General features: G+C 65.8%; 9 protein-coding genes. 3 read left to right on the top strand and 6 right to left on the bottom strand.

Annotated features, from left to right (window positions below):
• Positions 1 to 47 precede the first annotated feature (47 nt).
• Both HS968_RS17510 and HS968_RS17505 read left to right on the top strand, forming a co-directional pair.
• The gene (locus HS968_RS17510; protein WP_182367624.1) at positions 48 to 7,307 is read left to right on the top strand and encodes a DUF7933 domain-containing protein; all 7,260 of its coding nucleotides are present in this window, start codon (positions 48 to 50) and stop codon (positions 7,305 to 7,307) included.
• On the top strand, positions 7,304 to 11,509 hold the full coding sequence (locus HS968_RS17505; protein WP_182367621.1) for an OmpA family protein: 4,206 nt from the start codon (positions 7,304 to 7,306) through the stop codon (positions 11,507 to 11,509). The genes HS968_RS17510 and HS968_RS17505 overlap by 4 nt, the downstream gene beginning before the upstream one ends.
• A gap of 65 nt (positions 11,510 to 11,574) precedes the next feature.
• Here the strand turns inward: HS968_RS17505 and HS968_RS17500 are convergent, their stop codons facing one another.
• The 6 genes from HS968_RS17500 to HS968_RS17475 all read right to left on the bottom strand — a co-directional run bounded on the left by HS968_RS17500 (position 11,575) and on the right by HS968_RS17475 (position 17,063).
• Positions 11,575 to 12,273 carry an SDR family NAD(P)-dependent oxidoreductase gene (locus HS968_RS17500; RefSeq protein WP_182367619.1) on the bottom strand — a complete coding sequence of 233 codons (699 nt, stop codon included), beginning with the start codon at positions 12,271 to 12,273 and terminating at the stop codon, positions 11,575 to 11,577.
• Positions 12,270 to 12,803, bottom strand: coding sequence for a DUF3833 domain-containing protein (locus tag HS968_RS17495; protein WP_182367616.1), 534 nt, complete (start codon positions 12,801 to 12,803; stop codon positions 12,270 to 12,272). The genes HS968_RS17500 and HS968_RS17495 overlap by 4 nt, the downstream gene beginning before the upstream one ends.
• An 8-nt stretch (positions 12,804 to 12,811) precedes the next feature.
• Positions 12,812 to 13,360: a chalcone isomerase family protein gene (locus tag HS968_RS17490; protein WP_182367613.1), complete on the bottom strand. Its 549-nt coding sequence runs from the start codon at positions 13,358 to 13,360 to the stop codon at positions 12,812 to 12,814.
• 148 nt (positions 13,361 to 13,508) lie between these two features.
• Positions 13,509 to 15,287, bottom strand: coding sequence for an acyl-CoA dehydrogenase C-terminal domain-containing protein (locus tag HS968_RS17485; protein WP_182367610.1), 1,779 nt, complete (start codon positions 15,285 to 15,287; stop codon positions 13,509 to 13,511).
• A gap of 223 nt (positions 15,288 to 15,510) precedes the next feature.
• Positions 15,511 to 16,209, bottom strand: coding sequence for an SDR family oxidoreductase (locus tag HS968_RS17480; RefSeq protein ID WP_182367607.1), 699 nt, complete (start codon positions 16,207 to 16,209; stop codon positions 15,511 to 15,513).
• Positions 16,200 to 17,063, bottom strand: coding sequence for an MBL fold metallo-hydrolase (locus tag HS968_RS17475; protein WP_182367603.1), 864 nt, complete (start codon positions 17,061 to 17,063; stop codon positions 16,200 to 16,202). The genes HS968_RS17480 and HS968_RS17475 overlap by 10 nt, the downstream gene beginning before the upstream one ends.
• Before the next feature lie 101 nt (positions 17,064 to 17,164).
• Here HS968_RS17475 and HS968_RS17470 point away from each other — a divergent pair, with 101 nt between their 5' ends.
• Positions 17,165 to 18,064: a LysR family transcriptional regulator gene (locus tag HS968_RS17470; RefSeq protein WP_182367601.1), complete on the top strand. Its 900-nt coding sequence runs from the start codon at positions 17,165 to 17,167 to the stop codon at positions 18,062 to 18,064.
• Positions 18,065 to 18,088 lie beyond the last annotated feature (24 nt).

Raw genomic sequence — 18,088 nt, 5'->3', positions numbered from 1 at the left:
CCAAGGTTGGCGAATCCCTTGGGCGCACTGCGCTGGGGGAGAGTTGCATGTTGTCGACACCGAAGCATCGGTCGTGGCTGCTTGGCTGCGCACTATTGGGGGCGGGGTTGTTGCCGCTGGCGGCGCACGCCAGTCTGGGTATCAGCAAGACGCGGGCACCTGGCTTTGCCGACCCGGTCTACGTCGGCGATACCGACGGCTTTCTCATCCAACTGACCAACAACTTCAATGATGGCGACATCACCGATGTCACCTTCACCGACAACATGCCCGCCGGTTTCCGTGTGGCGGGGGCGGGCGTCGTCTCGACCACCTGCGCCGATGGCAATGGCAACCCGGTGCCTTTCGTTGGCAGCGTCGCAGCGGCGCAAGGCAGCAACAGCATCACACTCAGCGGCGGCGTGATTCCCTCACGCGGCGCCGGCACCCAGGCTGGGCGCTGCGAGATCGTCGTCCAGGTCACTTCGACCACTGCCGGTAGCGGCAACAACGTCATTCCTGCCAATGCCGTCAGTGGTACCTACAACGGCAGCACAGTGCGCAACGCCGACCCGGCGCAACAGTCGCTCAACTTCCTCACCCTGGCGGCGCCGACCATCAGCAAGAGCTTTGCCGCCGGCACCATCGTCAAGCGTGATCAGGCCACGCGCCTGAGCATCGTCATTCGCAACAACGCCTCGCAGCCGCTGCCGCTGAACGGAGCTGGCGACAGCCCGGCCTTCGCCATTCGTGACCGTCTCGCTGACTACGGCCTGCAGGTTGCCCCCAGCCCTGATGCACAGATCAACTGCGGTGCGACGCCACCGAGCTTCAACCCGGTTGCCGGTGCCGGCGAGATCAGCGCGGTTGGCGGCGTGGTGCCGGCCAATGGCACCTGTACCCTGAGCGTGATGGTGGTAGCCGATGGCTCGGCCAGCGCTTATTCGGTGGGCCTGACCAACGTTATCAACCGCACCACCGATTTCGGCAACAAGCGCGGCCTGGTGCCGCCGAGCAACGCCAGCGCCAACCTCACCGTCACCGCGCCGCTGCGTGTGGCCAAGAACTTCAACCCGGCCACCGTGGCGGCCGGCCAGGAAGCGTTGCTGACCATCACCCTGACCAACGCCAGTCCGCTGACCACGCTCAACCTGCAAGCCTTCAGCGACGATATCGACGGTGCGGCCAACGGTCTGCAGATCACCTCGGCGCCGACTGCTACCTGTACCGGCGGCTCCAGCCTCAATGGTCTGGGCGGGCAGGGCACCCAGACTCTGGTGTACAGCAGCGGCACGCTGGCGCCCAACAGCAATTGCGTGATCCGCGTGCCCTACACGGCGACGCTGAGTGCGGCGGGTGTACCCGAGTCCTTCACCAATACCATTCCGGCCGGCGGCGTCAGCGTCAGCAATCCGGATGTGTTCAGCCAGGGCGCGGCCGCTTCGGTCACCGTGGTCGATCAGTTCCTCATCGAGAAAACCAGCAGCCCGGATGTGGTGGCTCCCGGCAACCCGGTGTACTTCAGCGTGGCGGTGCGCAACTACTCGACCACCGCGCAAAGCGGCGTGACGGTGACCGACCACCTGCCTAGCGGGATGGTGCTGCTGAGCGCACCGAACCGGACCAATCCTTCCATTACCGGCGCCGGTTGCAGTGGCGCGGTCGCCGTTGGCGGCAGTGCCACCAGCCCGACCTTCACCTTCGACATGGGCGCGGGCGCGGCGGGTAACCCGGCGATCTGTACCCTGAATTTCTGGGGCATGGTGCCGGCCGATGCCAGCAGTGGCGCGGTGATCAACGAGATTCCGGCCGGTGGCGTGTGCGCCAGCGGTATCTGCAACCACAGCTCGACGTCTGCGCAGTACAGCGTCAGCAGCTCAACGTTGACGGTGGAGAAGGGCTTCGATGCCAGTTCCAGGCCGGAAGGCAGTGCGGCGACCATGACCATCGACCTGGTCAACCTGTCGGCGCAGGCACTGAGCGACGTCAGCCTGCTCGACAACCTGCCGCTGGGCAGCAACAACACGCCGATGCAGGTGGCATTCCCCAGCAACGCCGCCACCACCTGTGGCGGTACTCTGGTTGCGGTGCCGGGCAGCAACGAAGTGCGTCTCACCGGGGCCAGCGTGCCCGCCCGTAGCGGTGACGGCCTGGGTGCGGTCGGCCGCTGCCAGGTGCGGGTGAACGTGGTCGGTGCTGCCGGTCATTACGTCAACTCCCTGCCTGCTGGCGCCGCCAGCGGTGTCGAGCGTTACGCCGATGGCACGCCCAATCCGGATCGCGTGCAGAGCCCTGGCCCGGTCAACGCCAGCATTGATTTCCTCTCGGCACTGGCAGGCAACAAGACCTTCGTGCCCAACCGCATCCAGCCGGGTGGTCGCTCCACTGTCACCATCAACCTGAGTAACTCGCAGGCTGGTGTGCTGACCAACGTCAGCATCACCGACGACCTGCCGGCCGGCATGACCGTGGCCAACCCGGCCAATGCCTATTCCACCTGCGACGGCGCGCCGACGATCAATGCCGCGCCTGGCAGTAGCCAGGTGACGCTCAGTGGCGCACGGATTCCCACCGGCAGCTGCGACCTGTTGTTCGACGTCACCGCCACGGGCGGCGGCGACTGGGTCAACAGCATCGCCGCCGGTCAACTCAAGGCCGACGGTGGCGTGCAGAACATCACCGCGTTTGGCGCCACCCTGCAGAACGCCAGCGGCGGCGGTGTCAGTGTGACCCTCAACCACGCCACGGCCAGCGTCGCTGCGCCGGGTGCGGTGACCCAGCTGACCCTGACCCTGTTCAACAGCGGCAGCCTGGATCTGAGCAACCTGACGCTGGACAGCTTCTTCACCGATGATGGTCTGGTGGGCGGCGCGCCGACCGGCGAGCGTATCGCTGGCGTACCCAACGTCAGCACCACCTGCCCCGGTGGCGGGGTCAACGCACCGGCCAACGGCAATCGCCTGGCCCTCAGCGGGGCGAGCCTGGCGGCGGGGCAGAGCTGCACCGTCACGGTGGACGTGACCATGGTCAACACCGGCACGGTCACCGCCGTGATCCCGGCCAGCGCGATCAGCACCGACCAGGGCGTCAGCAACGTCGATCCGGCCTCGAGCAGCCTGCAAACCAGCAGCGGCCTTGGCCTGGTCAAGCAGTTCACGCCCAAGGTGATCGCACCGGGTGAGCGTTCACGTCTGCGCATCACCTTCTACAACCCGACCACCCAACCGATCAGCGACTTGAGCGTGGTCGACACCTATCCGGCTGGCCTGGTCACGGCAAGCCCGGCCAACGTCGTCAATACCTGTCAGGGCAGCGTCAGCAGCAGCTCCGGCCAGGTCAGCCTGAGCGGCGGTCAACTGCCCGCCGGAACGGGCGCGGCTCCGGCTTCGTGCTACGTGGAGATCGACGTGACCGCCAATAGCCAGGGCGAGTACGTCAACACCATTCCCGGCGGCGGCCTTACCGGTAGCGCCGGTGGCAGCCCGGTGACCAACAACGAGGACACCACCGACACCCTGCGCGTCACCTCGCCGCTGACCGTGCACAAGGCTATTGCCACGCGCACGCTGGATGCCGGTAACCCGGTCGGTTTCACCACCGGCACGGCCAATGGTTCGGCCGGTGTGCCGATGCGCCTTGCCATTCGCCTGGATAACCCCGGCAGCAGCCCGCTGACCGGTCTGGCCTACACCGACACCTTGCCCGACGGCCTGGTCGTGGCCCAGGTACCCAATGCCAGCAACAGTTGCAGCGGCACGCTGAGCGTCACGCCGTCGGGCACCAGTGTGCGCCTGTCCGGTGGTGCGCTGGCGGGCAACGCCAGCTGTCTGGTCGAGGTGGATGTACTGAGCAACATCGCCGGCACCTACACCAACAGCATCGGTGTCGGTGCGGTGAGCAGTTTCGAAGGCGTCCGTAACGAGGAGCCGACCCGCGCGCGTCTGATCATTTCCAGCCCGCCAAGCGTCAGCAAGCAGTTCGCCCCGGCGGTGATCCCGCCAGGCGGCATCTCGCGCCTGACCATCTTCGTCAACAACCCCAATGCCACGGCGATGACCCTCAGCGCCGCGCTGGTCGATAACCTGCCGACCCTGCCGGGTGCCGTGCGCGTCGCTGCCACACCGAATATCACTGGCAGTTGCCCGGCTGGCGCCATCACCGCCGCGGCCAACAGCGCCAGCGTGCGCCTGGCCAGCGGCACCGTGGTGCCTGCCGGCGGCTGCACCATCGAGGTGGACGTCACCGCCGATACGGCGGGGGAGCACACCAACATCATCCCGGCCGGCGCCTTGCAGACCGACATGGGCAACAACCCGGAGCCGGCCCACGCGCCGTTGACGGTCAGCACCCTGGGCTTCATCTCCGGTCGTGTGTATCTGGACAACGACCTGAGCGGCAGCTATTCGGCTGGTACCGACAGCCCACTGGCCGGTGTGGCCATCGAGCTGCGCAGTGGCGCCAGTTGCGCCAGCGGTGCGCCGGTCAGCGGCATCATCGGTCTGATCAACCCGATCAACACCGATGCCGCTGGCAACTACCTGTTCGCCGGGCTGCCGGCCGGCACCTATTCGGTATGCCAGGCCAGCCAGCCGGCGGGCACGCTGAACGGCCAACCGGTGGCCGGTGGCATCGTCGCGGTAAACGGCAGCAGCGGCACCGCCGGTACGCCGGGCAACCCGAGCGAGACCAGCAGCCAGATCGCCGCCATCGTGCTTCAGGGCAACGGTGCTGGTGGTGAGGTCAGCGGTTCGGCCGGCAACGACTTCCCCGAAGTGCGTCCAGCCAGCCTCAGCGGTTCGGTGTTCGTTGATCTCAACAACGATGGCATTCGTCAGAGCGGCGACAGCGGCCTTGCTGGCGTGCCCATCGAGCTAAGCGGTACCGACTGGCTCGGCCGTCCGGTCACGCGCAACACGGTCACCGACAGCAATGGTGATTACCGTTTCAGCGGCCTGCCGCCGGGTGATTACCGCGTGACCGAGCCGACCCAGCCGAACGGCACCACCAACGGCATCACCCGCGCTGGCAACAGCGACGGCAGCACGCCCAGCGTGACGCCGGTGAGCAGCACGCCGAGTATCATCGATGGCGTGCGCCTGAGCCCTGGCTACGTGTCGGAAAACAACGACTTCGGCGAGATCCTCAATGGCCGCGCCATTCACGGCAAGGTGTTCCACGACCGTGATGTGGACGGTGCACCGACCTCCGGTGACAGTGGCCTGGCGGGCCAGCTCATCGAGCTGAGCGGTACCGACGTCAACGGCAACAGCATCACCCGTAGCACCACCACCGATAGCAACGGCGACTTCAGCTTCACCGGCCTGCCGCCGGGCACCTACACCCTGGTGCAGCCGAACCAGCCCAACGGCCTGATCAATGGCTCGACCACGGCCGGTACGGCAGGTGGCGTGGTCAGCGAGACGCCGAGCACCATCACTGGCATCGACCTGACCGGCACCGCGTTGTCGGTGGACAACTGGTTCGCCGAGGTGTCCATCCCGTCGCTGTCCGGCACCGTGTGGATCGATACCAACCATGACCGCATCCGTGATCCGGGCGAAACCGTGTTGCCCGGCTGGACCGTCGAGCTGCTGCAGCACGGCACGGTGGTCGCCACCACCACGTCCGATAGCAACGGCGCCTATGCCTTCAACGACCTGACGCCGGGTAACGGCTACGAAGTGCGCTTCCGCCACCCGGATTCCGGCACGCTGTTCGGCCGTCCGGTGCCGAACGAGCAGGGCATCGGCTATACCCCCGGTACCTCCGGCCCGGGCAACCCGGCCGGTGCCGACAACAGCGGCGGTACGCTCAGCGGTATCACCATCAGCCATGGCCGCAACGTGGTCGAGCACAGCTTGCCGATCGACCCGTCCGGTGTGGTGTACGACGCCATCAGCCGCCAGCCGGTGCGTGGCGCCGTGGTCAGCATCAGCGGCCCGCCCGGTTTCTCCGCCGCCGACGTGCTGGGCGGTTCGCTGAGCCAGACCACCGGCAACGATGGCCTGTATCAGTTCCTGCTGCTGGCAGGCGCACCGGCGGGCACCTACACCCTGACCGTGACCGCACCGGCGGGTTACCTGCCGGCACCGTCGGCGCTGATTCCGGCCTGTACCAATACCCTGCCGGTCACGGCGGTACCCGACCCGGCGCTGGTGCAGAACAGCAACCTGGCACCGGCCGAATCGGTGACCCTGCATGACCCGGCCACCTGCCCGGCGAGCAGTGCCGGCCTGGCAGGCGGCGCCGGCAGCACGCAGTACTACTTCAGCTTCGTGCTCGACGGCAGCAGCGCCGATCTGGTCAACAACCACATCCCGCTCGATCCGGTGATGGGCGGCGCCATCGTCATGACCAAGGTGTCGCCGAAGGTCAACGTCACCCGCGGTGAGCTGGTGCCCTATGTGCTGACCGCACGCAACACCCTGGGCACCTCGTTGGCCGATATCGCCATCGAGGATCAGATTCCACCGGGCTTCCAGTACGTGAAAGGTTCGGCGCAGGTCGATGGTGTGCCGCAGGAACCCGAGATGGAAGGGCGCCGTCTGCGCTGGCCGCCGCGCACCCTGGTCGGTGGCCAGGTGGTGACCGTCAAGCTGCTGCTGGTGGTCGGTTCCGGCGTGGGTTTCAACGAGTACGTCAACCAGACCTGGGCGCTCAACCTGGCGGTCGGCACACGTGTGTCGAATGTCGCCAGCGCCACCGTGCGCGTGGTCGCCGACCCGACCTTCGACTGCTCCGACCTGATCGGCAAGGTCTTCGACGACAAGAACCGCAACGGCTACCAGGACGAAGGCGAGCCCGGTCTGCCCGGTGTGCGTCTGGCCACGCCGCGTGGCTGGCTGGTGACCACCGATGCCCATGGCCGCTACCACATCGCCTGCGCCGACGTGCCCGGTGATCTGCGTGGCAGCAACTTCATCCTCAAGGTCGACGAACGCACCCTGCCGAGCGGCTACCGCATCGTCACCGAGAACCCGCGCGTGGTGCGCATGACCCAGGGCCGCCTGGTCAAGGCCAACTTCGGCGCCAGCATCCACCGCGTGGTGCGCCTGGATCTGACCGGTGATGCCTTTGCCGGCGAACACCTGAGCGAGGACTACCTGGCACGCATGGATGAGGTACTGGCTGCGCTGTATGCCGAGCCGTCGATCCTGCGGATCGCCTACCACCTGCCGGTGGGCGGCGATGCCGAACAGGCCCGTGCACGGATTGGCCATGTCAGGGATTTGATCAAGGAACGTTGGGAGCCCCGCGAGTGCTGTTACGACCTGCAACTGGAAGAAGAAATCGTACCGGCGACCGAAAGCGTGGAGGTGATCCGATGAGCATGCGCAAACTGCTGGCGTGCACCGTTGCCGCCATGAGCCTGAACCCGCTGGCGGCCGCCGTGGCCCAGGCCAGCGAACGCTGTGAAGTTGGCCAGGGCTGCGGCCTGCAAGGCCCGCGTGGGGCGATGGAAGACGAGTCGCTGCTGCAGCGCCGGCCTTTCACCCCCGGCGGCCTGCCGGCCCTGCCGCACAATGCCGAACGTGAGTTGCCGCGTGAGAAGCTGATTCTCTGGCAATACGAAGGTGCGCTCGGCGAGCGCGAACACCTGTTGGAAGTCGGCGAGGAAACCATCGACACCGTCGCCCTGCGCGACGGCCTGCCGGTGGTGCGTTTCGCCTCGGGCCGCTCGGCGGTGCCGGATACCGACAGCGATGCCCTGGCCAGGCTGATGCAGCGCCTGGGCGACAAGCGCAACCTGCGCCTGCGTCTGATCGGCCATACCGACCCGCAGCACCTGTCGGAACGCACCCGTGCCATCTACCAGGACAACCTCGGTCTGGGCTTGCAGCGGGCCAAGGAAGTCGGTGCGATCTTCCGTGAGCGCCTGAACCTGCGCCCAGAGCAACTGATGTTCGACAGCCGTGGGCCGAGCGAGCCGCTGGTGCAGGGCGACAGCCCCGAAGCCTGGGCCACCAACCGTCGTGTGGAAGTGGAAATCTGGTACGACGAATCCATCGTCAGCACGCCGGCCAAACCGCAGGAGTGCGCGCCCGGTAGCGTCTCCGGCGAAGGCGTCGCACCGTTTCGCCTGAGCATCGACGGCCAGCCGCAGGGCGGCCAGGCCGCCGGCAGTGCCGATACCCAGCGCTGCGTGGATGTGGCCCTGGCGCGTGACCTGCTGCAGGTGCGCTACGACAACCTGTCGGCCAAGCCGCGCCTGAACCTGACGTCCAGCGCGCGCCTGGCGCGTGTCGGCCAGCCGCTGAGCTTCCGTGGTTCGAGCAACTACCTGCACTGGATCGACCGCGCCGAAGTGCGCATCGTCGGCAAGAAGCGTTTGTTCGGTGAGCCGGAGCTGCTGGAAACCCTCAAGCTCGACGAGCAACTGCAAGGCCACTGGACGCCGTCCGCCAGCCTACCGGAGCGCGTCTATTACCAACTGCGTGTCTATGACGCCGAAGGCCGCTACGACGAGACCAGCCCGCAACTGATCAACGTTGCCCGTGGCCAGCGCGAAGCCGAGGAAGAGGCCGAGAGCGAGGCCAACCTGCTGGCCGGCTACGACGGCAATCGCCTGGAGCGGCACAGCATCCCGGTGGCTGGCGGCACCGTGACCATCAACGGCAAGCAGGTGCGCGAAGGGCAGCACGTGTTCGTCATGGGCAAGCCGGTGCCGGTCGATGGCAACGGCAGCTTCGCCAGTGCGCAGATCATCCCGCGCGGCCTGCATACCGTGGAGGTGGCGGTGCTCGACGAGCAGGGCAAGGGGCGCATCTACCGCCGCGACCTGCGCCTGCCGCAGCAGGACTGGTTCACCGTGGCCATCGCCGACTTCACCGTCGGCCAGCAGAACACCAGCGGCCCGGCGAGCCTGGTCACCGGTGAGGATCGCTACTACGACGACAAGCTCTACGCCGATGGTCGGCTGGCCTTCTACAGCAAGGGCAAGATCGACGGCAAATACACCGTCACCGCCAGCGTCGACACCGGCGAGGAGCCGGCCGACAGTCTGTTCAGCAACTTCAACGACAAGGATCCGCGCGAGTTCCTGCGTCGTCTCGACAACGAGGCTGACAAGGGCTGGACCACCTTTGGTGACGACTCGACGCTGATCGAGGATGCGCCGACGCGTGGCAAGTTCTACGTGCGGGTCGAAGACGAGAAGTCCCATGCTCTGTGGGGTAACTTCCGCCAGCAGATGCGCGACACCGAGCTGGCGCAGGTCGATCGCAGTCTCTACGGCGCCCAGGCGCGTTACCGCAGCGACGGTTTCACCAGCTTCGGCGAGCGCCGTCTGCAGGTCGAAGGCTTCGCTGCCGAGCCTGGCACCGCCTCGGCCCGTGAGGATTTCCGCGGTACCGGTGGCTCGCTCTACTACCTGCGCCACCAGGATCTCACCGTGGGCAGCGAACGCGTGCGCATCGAGGTGCGTGACAAGGATTCCGGCCTGGTGCTGCAGAGCCAGGATCTGGTTGCCGGCATCGACTACGAGATCAACGCCATGCAGGGCCGGGTGATTCTCAGCCAACCGCTGTCGGCCAACGCCGATGGCAGTGGCCTGATCCGCTCCGGTGGCAGCCTGTCCGGGCATCCGGCGTTCCTGGTGGTCGGCTACGAATACTCGCCGGGGCTGGATCGCCTCGACGACCTGGCCTACGGCGGCCGCGTTGCCTACTGGGCCAACGACAAGGTGCGCATCGGCGTCACCGGCAGTCAGCAGCAACAGACCGGTCGCGAAGACCAGACCCTGGGCGGCGGCGACCTGCTGTTGCGCCACAGCGAGGGCACCTGGTTGAAGGTCGAGTCGGCGCAGAGCCGTGGTGACAGCCTCGACCAGCGTTTCTCCTACGACGGTGGTTTCGGCTTTGGCGAGCAGATCGCCGGCACCGATTCGCGCGCCCGTGCCAACCGCCTGGAAACCGCCTTCGATCTGCGTGACGTGGTCACCGATGCCGAAGGACGCGGCACCTTCTACTACGAGAGCCGCGACGCCGGCTTCGCCGCGCCAGGGCGTCTCACCGACCTGGCCACCGATCAGGTGGGCGGCAGCTACACCGCACCGCTCAGCGAGAAGACCGAGGTGACCCTCAAGGGTGACCAGACGGACGAGGAGGGCGGCCGTTCGCGGCGTGCGGTCGAGGGCATCATCGCCTACGACCTGAGCGAGGCCTGGCGCCTCTCCGCCGGGCTGCGCAACGATCGGCAGACCTACGGTGGCGCCTATCGCAGCCTCTACACCGGCACCTACGCCGGTTACGACAACGGTGAGCGTGACGAGGGCGAGCGCAACGACGCCATTCTCCAGGCGCTGTACCACCAGGCCGATGACTGGTCGCTGTACGGCTTCACCCAGGGCACCGTCAGCCGCGACGCTGGCCGCCAGGCCAACAACCGCCTCGGCGTGGGCGGCGACTATCGCCTCAACGAGCGCACCTCGCTCAATGGCGAGCTGTCCGGCGGCAACCTCGGCCTGGGCGCCAAGGGCGGGATCAACTACGACGCCTCCGAGCGCACCAACCTGTACCTCAACTACCAGCTCGACAGCGACCGTGGCGACGATGGTTTCGCCAGCCGCAGTGGCCTGGTCGGCACCGGTCGCACCGGGCAACTGGTATCCGGTGCCCGTTCGCGCTGGACCGACAGCACCAGCGTGTACGCCGAGCAGCGCATGCAGCATGGCGAGCAGGCCGGTCTGATCCAGGGCTACGGCCTGGACTTCGCTCCGGACGAGTTCTGGAGCTATGGCCTGAGCACCGAGTTCGGCACCTTCAACAGCGAGACCGAGTACGAACTCAAGCGTCGCGCCTACGGGGCCAAGATCGGTTACAGCAATGGCGACCTGCGTTACGCCAGCCGTCTGGAGTACCGTCAGGATCGCAGTCAGGTGCAGGATCTGTCCGTGTGGCTGATGCGCAACAACTTGAGCTACCAGGTCAACCCGGACTGGCGCTTCCTCGGCCGCCTGGACTTCTCGGTGGGTGACTCCGACCGGGGCGATTACTTCGACGGTGACTTCGTCGAGGCCTCGCTCGGCTACGCCTACCGCCCGGTGCTCAACGACCGCCTCAATCTGCTGGCCAAATACACCTACCTGTCGGATCTGCCGCCGCCGGATCAGGTGTCCACCGCCACCGGTACCAGCGTCGACTACGCCCAGCGCAGCCACGTATTCGCCATCGATGGTATCTACGACCTCAACGAACGCTGGAGCGTTGGCGGCAAGTACGCCTACCGCCTCAGCGAACTGCGCATGAGCCGCGATACCTCGGCCGACTGGTTCAACAGTCGCGGCCAGCTCTATGCGGCGCGGGTCGACTGGCACGTGGTGAAGAAGTGGGATCTGATGGTCGAACTGCGCCGCCGTGAGGAATCACAGGCGCGCGACAGCAAGAACGGCGCGTTGGTCGGCGTCTATCGGCACTTCGGCAATCACTTCAAGGCAGGCGTGGGCTACAACTTCAGTGACTTCAGCGATGACCTGACCGACCTGTCGTATCGCAGCCAGGGCTGGTTCTTCAACGCCATCGGCAAGTACTAAGCCCCCCGGAAACGACAACGCCACGCTCATGCGTGGCGTTGTCGTTGTGGGCGGTCGAGCTGTTGTCACCAAGGCAGGGGCTGTCCGTCATAGGCGTGAAAGCTGCCGCTGTGCTGTGGGCCGAGCCTGTCGATCACCTGCAGCATCTGAGCTGCAGCCAGTTCGGCTGGGCGCGCGTCAGTCGCTCCGCGAAAGGGTTGTGACAAGGGGGAAATCACCGTACCGGGATGCAGGCTGAGCAGGCGTGCTTTGGGCTTGCTGCGCGCCAGTTCGATGGCGGCGGTCTTGATCAGCATATTCAGCGCCGCCTTGGACGCGCGGTAGGCATACCAGCCGCCGAGGCGGTTGTCGCCAATGCTGCCGACCTTGGCCGAGAGCATGGCCATGGCCCCCTGTTTGTCGAGCAGCGGCAGGAAGTGGCGCAGCACCAGGGCAGGGCCCAGGGCATTGACCTGAAATACCGCCTGCAACGCATCGGCCTCGATGGCGGACAGGCTTTTCTCCGGGGCGATGCCATCGCGATGCAGCAGCCCGGCACTGTGCAGGATCAACTGGTATGGCCCTTCATCAGCCAGGGCCGCGGCAGCTTCGGCGATGCTGGCCGGCGTTTCGAGGTCGAGCGCGGGCGAGCTTCGCCGGCTCAGTTCACGCACGCCGACGCAGTTGGGGTCAGCCCGTAACAACTGGCAGAACGCCTGGCCGATACTGCCACTGGCGCCGATCACCAGCGCCTTGTAGCCGCTGCCCAGGCTGGTCAATCTCATGGTTGCGCGGCACCACGGCGGAAGAACAGCGTCACCTGGCCCAGTTCGATGCCGAACTTGCTCATGCTCGAACGGTTGATCAGGGTGTCGTCGTCCATCAGGTACATCCAGTCGTCGAAGTAGACGACATAGGTGCTGTCATCCACCGGCAGGTTGAGGTGGTAACGCCAGCGCAGGGCATTGCCGGCCACTTCACCGATGGCTTCGCCGGCCACGTCGTCGGCGGTGCCGATCCAGCGACCGGAGTCATCCGGGGTCAGCGTCCAGACCCGACGCTGACGCGTGCCGTCGCTGTACAGGAAACGCTCGTCGAGGATCAGCTTGTCGCCGTCGCGACGGCTCTGGATATCGACGTGGAAGCGTTTGATCACCTCCCCGGAGCGATCCTGAAACATGCCCCAGGCCTGCACCGGGCCGGCGAAGAAGGTGGGCAGATCGAGCACCGGTTTCTCGTTCGCGTAACGCTCGACCGGCACCTGGCCGCAACTGATCAACAGCAAGCTGGTGAACAGGATCAACAGGGTTTTCATGGGATACCTCATTGGGCCAGGCCGAGCAGAGCCGCCCGCAGTTTCGGGCTGCGGGTCTGCGGATCGAGCCAGATGGAGAAGAAGGCGCGGGCGAATTCCGGGTCGTCGATGACGTGCTGCAACTTGCCGTCGACGTAGAACCGGCACCCTTCATCGGGCAGGAACACGCCCGTGATGCGGGTGCCGTCCTGCACATCGACGAAGGCCTGGCGCATCTGCTGCGCCCAGTCCTGTTGTTGCTCGCGGTCGAGCGGCTCGCCGTTGATACGGCGAATTTCATCGAGGCTGGTGTCGACCAGGGTTTCCCGACTGATGCTGCGCCGGTAGGTGAGTTCCAGGGCGAAGGGCTGCGAGAAATCCACGCGCCGCTCCGGGCTCCACAATTTGGCGTTGTACACCGAGAAGCCGAACCAGCTGAAATCGCCGCTGCCGATCAGGCTGGCCTGCGGCAGCCGTTCACGCCAACCGCTCTGGGTATTGGCCAGCACGGGCAGGCTGGCCAGGAGCAGAAGCAGCAGCACGGTTGGGCGCAGAGGAGGTCGCTGTGGTGCAGCCATGGTCATTCCCTCTGATTCGGTCGGTGTGAGCCGCACCCAGCCGTTGGCTCGGATACCCGGCGGCTGCGGGCATGCAATAAAAAAATCCGGTAACCAAAAAGGGGAGAAGAGCGTTACCGGATTGCGCAGCTTGTCGAACCGCCTGCTGTCAGGCGGCAAACTCCTCTTCAGTGAAGGTCATCAGGCTGGCCTTGCCAGCCTTGATTTCGTTGAGCAGTGTTTCGGCTTCGGGCAGCACCCGAGCCACGAAGAAATCGGCGGACTTGATCTTGGCCGAATAGAAATGAGTTTCCGCGCTGCCTGCATCCAGTTGCCGGCGGGCAACCTGAGCCTGCTGCGACCACAGCCAGGCCAGACTGCTGAGGGCGAACAGGCGCAGGTACGGTGTGGCAGCGGCGGCTGCCTGTTCCGGATCCTTGCTGCCTTCGCTGGCCAGCCACAGGGTGGCCTGCTGCAGCTGCCGCAGCGTCTGGGTAACGGCCGCCGCGTGCGGTGCCTCGGGGTTGGCCTTGAGCCAGCCCTCGACCAGGGCGAAGAAGGCGCGTACCGCGCGACCGCCACCGAGGGCGAGCTTGCGGCCAACCAGATCCAGCGCCTGGATGCCGTTGGTGCCTTCGTAGATGCGGGTAATGCGGCTGTCACGCACCAACTGTTCGATGCCCCAATCCTCGGTGAAGCCGGAGCCGCCGAGCACCTGCAGGCCTTCGTTGGCGCAGGTGAAGCCCTCATCGGTGAGGAAGGCCTTGACCACTGGGGTGAGCAGTTGCACCAGGTCGTCGGCCCGGCTGCGCGCTTCGGCGTCTTGCGCACCATGGGCGATGTCCTGTTGTAGGCCGGTGAAGTAAGCGAGTGCGCGGCAGCCCTCGATCATCACCTTCTGCCGTAACAGCATTCGCCGCACGTCCGGATGTACCAGGATCGGGTCAGCCGGCTTGTCGGCGGCTTTCGGCCCGGAGATGGAGCGGCTCTGCAGGCGTTCGCGGGCGAAGCCGAGACTGATCTGGTAGGCGCCTTCCGCCACGCCCAAACCCTGCATGCCGACCATCAGGCGCGCCGAGTTCATCATGGTGAACATGCAGCTCAGACCCTTGTTCGGCTCGCCGATCAGCCAGCCTTTGGCACCCTCGAAGTTCATCACGCAGGTGGCCGAACCCTTGATGCCCATCTTGTGTTCCAGACCGCCGCAGAGCGCCGGGTTGCGGCTGCCATCTTCGAGGAACTTGGGTACCAGGAACAGGGAGATGCCTTTCACGCTGTCCGGCGCATCCGGCAGCTTGGCCAGCACCAGATGGATGATGTTGTCGACCAGATCATGCTCGCCGCCGGTGATCCAGATCTTGGTGCCGCTGATGGCGTAGCTGCCATCGGCCTGGGGCACGGCACGGGTGCGGATCAGACCGAGGTCGGTACCGCACTGGGGTTCGGTCAGGCACATGGTGCCTGTCCACTCACCGCTGATCAGGCGCGGCAGGTACTGCGCCTGCTGCTCAGGGGTGCCGTGGCTGGTCAGGGCATTGATGGCGCCATGGGTCAGGCCTGGGTACATGCCCAGCGACAGGTTGGCTGAGCAGGTCATTTCCTCGACCAGCATGTTGAGTACGTGGGGCAGCCCCTGACCACCGAATTGCGGGGTGCAGGCCAGAGCCGTCCAGCCACCTTCGGCGAACTGTTTGTAAGCCGCCTTGAAACCTTCAGGCGTGCGTACCGAGTGAGTCAGTGGATCGTACTGGCAACCCTGCTTGTCGCCGGGGCCATTGAGGGGCGCCAGGACGTTCTCGGCCAGCTTGGCAGCCTCTTCGAGAATCGCACCGCCCAGGTCAGCACTGAGCTCCTGATGCTCTGGCAAGGCCTGAAGGGTCGTGTAGGCATCGAGCACTTCCTCGAAGACGAAGCGCATGTCACGAAGCGGGGCGCGGTATGACGGCATGGCGATTCACTCAAAGCTGTACAAGGATTTTTTGTGTACAGCTTTTGTATAGCTGCGCGCATCATTTTGCAACCCCCTGGAGGAAGGTTTGTGCCGGCATTGCTGAATCCCCAGGCTCGCGCTTGCCGAAGTCGCTGGAGCAGGGTTGTGCACGCTGTACAGGTTTTGCTGCAGCAGACAGCAAAGCGCCCGGCGGTGCCGGGCGCGAACGATGGGGCTGGGCTTACCAGGGCAGGGTGTTGCCCTGGTAGTCGAGGAAGGCGCACAGGCGTCGGCCCAATTGCTGGGTGATCACCTCGCGCAGGCCCTCGGCGCTCTGCTCCACGCTCAAGGGTGCGCTGTCGCCGCCCATGTCGGTGCGAACCCAGCCGGGGTGCAGCGCCAACAGGCTCCAGGGCTGCTCAGGCATCTGTGCCTGCCAACTGCGCAACAGGCTATTCAGGGCCGCCTTGCTGGCGCCGTACAACGGCATGTCGGCAGCGAGCGCCAGCTCCACGCTGGCCATCTGCGAACTCATGCAGGCAATCACGCCGCCGTCGATCACATGCCCGGCCAACTGCTGAGCCAGGCGTATCGGCGCGACGGCATTGGCCAGAAACAGCTGGCCGATGTCCGCGCTTTCGGCCTGGCGCGGATCCTGATGGGCGGGGCCATAGACCCCGGCATTGAACAGCGCACAGTCCAGGCGCTGGCCGTTCAGGGCGGCTTCGATGCTGCTGGCGGCGTCGAGTCGGTTGAGGTCGCAGGTGATCACCTGCAGGTCATCCGGGTGCTGGGTGCGTAGCGCCTCCAGCGGGCTGGCCGGACGCAGTTCGCGTACTACGGCGTGTACCTGCCAGCCGGCGTCGAGAAAGGTGCGAACCAGGCCGAGGCCCAGCCCGCGCGAGGCACCGCAAATCAGGATCTGGCGTTTCACGGCCACTGCATTTCTCCTTTGAGCACTTTTGCGCTCAGTTCCAGGCTGCTGTCATCGTGCAGCTGAGGATAGCGCGCCTTCATCGCCGCGATCAGCGCCTGGCTGTCCTTGGCCTTGGGCAGTTCCTGCTGCACCGCCAGCAGGTAATCGCGGGTGAAACGCAGGTCGGCCAGGTTCATCGCCGGCTCGCCGAGGTAGTGGCCGGGGATCAGCGTGGTCGGTTGCAGGGCCTCGAGTTCGTCCAGCGACTTCAGCCAGTTCTGCCGTGCTTCGGCGCTTTGCGCATCGGCGACCCACAGATGGATATTGGCGCTGGTCAGCACGCCACCGACCACGGCCTTGATGCTGGGAATCCACAGGCTGGTGTGCTGCGGGTCGTGGCCGACCACGTCGATGCGCTGGCCTTCCAGCTCCAGCTGATTGCCTTGCAGGGCTTCAGGCACCAGGGTGCGGGCTGGTGCGCTGTCTTTGAGGATCGGGCCCCAATAGGCCAGTTTGGGCGCGCGGGTTTTCTCGATGTAGGCAACGGTGGCCGGCGTGGCCAGTACCTTGGCTTCGGGATAGGCGCGAGTCAGCACATCGAGGCCGAAGTAATAGTCCGGGTCGCCGTGACTGATGAAGATGGTAGTCAGGCGTTTGCCGCTGGCGCGGATACGTTCGACCAGTGCCTGGGCTTCGCGATTGGAGAACTGCGCATCCACCAGGATGGCGTCCTTTTCGCCGCTGATCAGCGTCGAACTGACCGGAAAGACGGCGGTTTCGCGCGGGTTGTAGGTATCCAGCGTCAGCGGCTGGGCGAGGGCGCCGCCAGCAGCGGCAAGCAGGCCGAGGCCGGCGATGAGACGGGTGGCGAGGGACATGGTGATCTCCAGGCAGGTAGGGTGCGGCGCATCTTATGTGCTATCTGTCGAGCGAAAAGCCCCGTAAGCTGGCCATATTTGTTGCGTGAATCGAGCGGATCATGGATCGACTGACAGCGGCGCGGGTTTTCGTCGAGGTGCTGGAGCGGGGTAGTCAGACGGCTGCTGCCGAGGCGCTGGACATGTCGCGGGCGATGGTTTCGCGTTATCTCGCCGAGCTGGAAGCCTGGGCGGGCGTGCGTCTGCTGCATCGCAGCACGCGCAAGCTGAGCCTGACCGTGGCCGGTGAGCAGATGCTGCCGCAGTGCCGCGAGCTGCTGGCGCTGGCCGAACGCATGCAGGCGCTCGGACAGGGCGTGGATGACACGCCGCGTGGCACCCTGCGCATCACCTGTAGCCAGTCCTTCGCTCAGGCCTGGCTGGTGCATGCGTTGCAGGCCTTCACCGAGCGTTATCCGCAGGTCAACGTCGACCTGTTGGTGGGCAGCGAGGCGGTCAATCTGGTGGAGGCACGCATCGACCTGGCGCTGCGCATCACCAACCAGCTCGACCCCAATCTGATTGCCCGACGTCTGGCGGTATGCCGCTCGGTGGTCTGCGCCAGTCCGGATTATCTGGTGCGGCACGGCGCGCCGCAGCGGCCGGAGGATCTGGCCCGGCATAACTGCCTGGCCTATGCCTATTTCGGTCGCAGCCTGTGGGAGTTCGAGCACCAGGGCGAGATGAGCGCCGTGGCGGTTGCCGGCAGCCTCAGCGCCAATGAATCGATGGTGCTGCTGGAGGCGACCCTGGCCGGCGCCGGCATCAGCCTGCAGCCGCTCTACTCGGTGCAGACACTGCTGCGCGAGGGACGCCTGGTTCGCCTGCTGGCGGATTATCGGCCACCAGAGTTGGGCATCCATGCGCTGTACGGGTCGCGCCGGCAGATGTTGCCGGCGATGCGCCTGCTACTCGATTTCATCGCCGAACGCCTGGCCAGCGAGGCGCACTGGCAGCATTAAAAGCTGCTTGCATTTGGCCAGCCG

It is taken from the genome of Pseudomonas berkeleyensis (genome assembly GCF_014109765.1).
GTDB lineage: Bacteria > Pseudomonadota > Gammaproteobacteria > Pseudomonadales > Pseudomonadaceae > Aquipseudomonas > Aquipseudomonas berkeleyensis.
This window is presented reverse-complemented; position numbering and strand designations above follow the sequence as displayed.